We start from the raw sequence: 3,438 nt of genomic DNA on the forward strand, positions 1-3,438 counted from the left end.
CAACTGAACTACAGGGGAATCGAATAAATCTAACTATAAATAAAGTGGCTCCCCAGACTGGACTCGAACCAGTGACATACGGATTAACAGTCCGCCGTTCTACCAACTGAACTACAGGGGAATCGCATTTTACTTATATTTTGATAAAAAAATTGGCTCCCCAGACTGGACTCGAACCAGTGACATACGGATTAACAGTCCGCCGTTCTACCAACTGAACTACAGGGGAATTACATTTTTTATCAATATTTAGCTGTTTATATAAAAGTGGCTCCCCAGACTGGACTCGAACCAGTGACATACGGATTAACAGTCCGCCGTTCTACCAACTGAACTACAGGGGAATTGCTCTTTTATACTTACAGATAAATATCTGATTAACTTAAACTTTGGCTCCCCAGACTGGACTCGAACCAGTGACATACGGATTAACAGTCCGCCGTTCTACCAACTGAACTACAGGGGAATCGAATAAGTTACGTCTCGTTGAAGACGGAGCGCATATTAAATCGCTCTTACAACTGAGTCAACTCGACAACGGAAAAAAAGTGGATTTATAGGGTTAAGTGTTCAGCAAATGCGCATCATGGTGACGAATGCACCATATTTTACAGTAAGTGGGCAGTTAGAATGCAAGTATATGAGTTAATCGTAGTTTTCGATTGGCTACTAACAATATCGAGTCAAAGAGTGCTGGTTGTGTTGTCGGTACAATAATTTCATATGTAATAAAATTACAAAATCTTTTCTCGTCATACTAAAGTAGCGCTACTGGTTAAAAGTCCCGCTATAGCTAGGCTTACATGAGTTATCCACTAAATCTGTGGATAAGCCTGTGGGTTAAGTCAAAAAATCTGTTGCAAACACCTATGAATAGGGGCTTGAGGTTAAAATGCACAATTTTGCTAGGATTTTTTTTTATTGTTTAAAAACATATTGATGCAAAAATCAACAGTTAATTTATGCACATTTTCAAATTGTTGCTAATTTGTAACCACCTAATGTAGCTGGATTGTGAATTAAAACGCCATTTTTAGGCTAGTGTAGAGCAAGGAGGCGAGCTAAGTCTTTGATTGTTTAAATGTCACAAACTTTCACAGCAATAAACATAAGTTGTCATCTTAAGTTGTTATAGCAATCGATTTTTAGTCAGGGGCATAAGTTTTGATTGTGTAAGGTGCAAGGCAAGGGCTAGGTTATCCTTTTCGTTAATAATGAATTAAATCTCGAGACTCAACATAATTTTCCAGCTTTGCCCCATCTTAATGATCAAATAGGGTAAAATACGCCCAAGAAAAACGAGGAAGCTTAACCTAGTGTCTGAATCTGTATTTCAATTGGAATCCCAGTACAAACCTGCCGGTGATCAGCCTACAGCCATTAATCAACTAGTTGATGGATTAGAGTCAGGTTTGGCTAGCCAAACCCTGTTAGGAGTCACTGGCTCTGGCAAAACCTTTACGATTGCTAATGTAATAGAAAAAATGTCGCGTCCCACCATCATAATGGCACCTAATAAGACGTTGGCAGCACAGCTGTATGGGGAAATGAAGGAATTTTTCCCCCATAATGCTGTTGAGTATTTCGTTTCTTATTACGATTATTACCAACCTGAAGCCTATGTGCCTTCGACAGGGACCTTTATTGAAAAAGATGCCTCCGTCAATGCACATATTGAGCAAATGCGTTTGTCGGCCACCAAAGCATTGTTAGAGCGAAAAGATGTGGTGTTAATCGCATCAGTATCTGCTATCTATGGTTTGGGCGATCCCAAGTCCTATATGAAAATGTTATTGCATCTTAGAGAAGGCGCAATAATAGATCAACGCGATATGCTCAAACGACTCAGTGAACTGCAATATACTCGCAATGATATCGAACTGCAGCGCGGTACGTATCGTGTTCGCGGCGAAGTGATCGATGTGTTTCCAGCTGATTCTGACAAACATGCAATTAGAGTAGAACTTTTTGATGATGAAATTGAGCGTCTAAGCTTATTCGATCCGCTTACTGGTCACATTATCAAGCGTATCGCACGTATTACGGTTTACCCTAAGAGTCATTATGTAACACCGCGTGAATCGATAATAGCCGCAACAGAAGATATAAAAGAGGAGCTTCGTGAACGGAAGAAGCAGTTATTAGACCTAAATAAACTGATAGAAGAGCAGCGCATCACTGAGCGGGTACAATATGACGTCGAAATGATGACGGAGCTCGGCTATTGCTCTGGTATCGAAAACTACTCTCGCTACCTCTCCGGGCGCGCCCCAGGTGATGGGCCGCCGACATTACTTGATTATCTGCCTGAAGATGGTTTGTTGATCATCGATGAGTCACACGTCACAGTGCCTCAAATTGGCGCGATGTACAAAGGCGACCGTTCACGAAAGATGAACTTAGTTGAGTATGGATTTCGCCTGCCGTCTGCATTGGACAATCGGCCATTAAAGTTTGAAGAGTTTGAGGCGTTAATGCCACAAAGCATTTTTGTTTCAGCGACGCCAAGTGACTACGAAATTGATAAATCTGAGGGGCAGATAGCGGAGCAAGTTGTTAGGCCTACAGGTCTGCTAGATCCTGAGATTGAAGTCAGGCCTGTTGGTATACAGGTCGATGATCTGCTGTCTGAGATTGGCAAACGCGTAGCAGTCAACGAGCGGGTGCTAGTGACTACCTTGACGAAGAGAATGTCTGAAGACCTTTCTGAATACTTGGATGAGCATGGCGTAAAAGTAAGGTATTTGCACTCAGACATCGATACCGTTGAACGCGTTGAAATCATTCGCGACCTTAGACTGGGTGTATTTGATGTGCTTATTGGCATTAACCTACTGCGCGAGGGGTTGGATATGCCAGAGGTTTCTTTAGTCTGTATTCTTGATGCAGATAAAGAGGGCTTCTTGCGTTCAGAACGTTCTCTTATCCAGACCATAGGGCGAGCTGCACGAAACGTTAACGGTAAAGTTATTCTATATGGTGACCGTATCACTAAGTCTATGGACAAGGCGATTACGGAAACAAACCGCCGTCGTGAGATGCAGCATCAATATAACCTTGATAATGGCATCACACCTAAAGGGGTGATTAAGCGTATTACCGATGTTATGGATGTGGGTGATAGTGATAATGTGCCGGGCGAGTTAGATAAAGTTGCAGAAAATGGCGCAGAGTACCATGCAAAACCCGCCGATATCAGCCATGAGATTGATAAGCTAGAAAAACAGATGCATGAACATGCTAAGAACCTTGAGTTTGAAGAGGCTGCAGCGCTAAGAGATAAAGTTGGCCGGTTAAGAGAGCAATTTATCAAAGCCTAATAATATGTATAAGATAAAAATAGGAGACCGAGGTCTCCTATTTTTATCTAGGGGCTGTTGATCTTTCGAGCTTGGTTTTTGTTCGAATTCAATTATTTTAGTACAAGGCTTGAGCGAT

The 3,438-nt window shown here is 41.9% G+C and carries 1 protein-coding gene and 4 tRNA genes; 1 reads left to right on the forward strand and 4 read right to left on the reverse strand.

All coding sequences use genetic code 11. From position 1 onward, the window contains the following. Positions 1–45: 45 nt before the first annotated feature. The 4 genes from AB4135_RS21680 to AB4135_RS21695 all read right to left on the reverse strand — a co-directional run bounded on the left by AB4135_RS21680 (position 46) and on the right by AB4135_RS21695 (position 466). A tRNA-Asn gene (locus AB4135_RS21680) sits at positions 46–121 on the reverse strand. 32 nt (positions 122–153) lie between these two features. Beyond that, positions 154–229: transfer RNA gene (locus AB4135_RS21685), tRNA-Asn, on the reverse strand. Positions 230–268: 39 nt separating this feature from the next. After that, positions 269–344, reverse strand: a tRNA-Asn gene (locus tag AB4135_RS21690). 46 nt (positions 345–390) lie between these two features. Then, a tRNA-Asn gene (locus AB4135_RS21695) sits at positions 391–466 on the reverse strand. A gap of 850 nt (positions 467–1,316) precedes the next feature. On the opposite strand from AB4135_RS21695, the gene uvrB reads away from it, so the two are divergent. After that, positions 1,317–3,320: an excinuclease ABC subunit UvrB gene (gene uvrB / locus AB4135_RS21700; RefSeq protein WP_371995499.1), complete on the forward strand. Its 2,004-nt coding sequence runs from the start codon at positions 1,317–1,319 to the stop codon at positions 3,318–3,320. The last annotated feature ends 118 nt before the right edge of the window (positions 3,321–3,438 follow it).

This window comes from Shewanella sp. 10N.286.54.B9, from assembly GCF_041468565.1.
Taxonomy (GTDB): domain Bacteria; phylum Pseudomonadota; class Gammaproteobacteria; order Enterobacterales; family Shewanellaceae; genus Shewanella.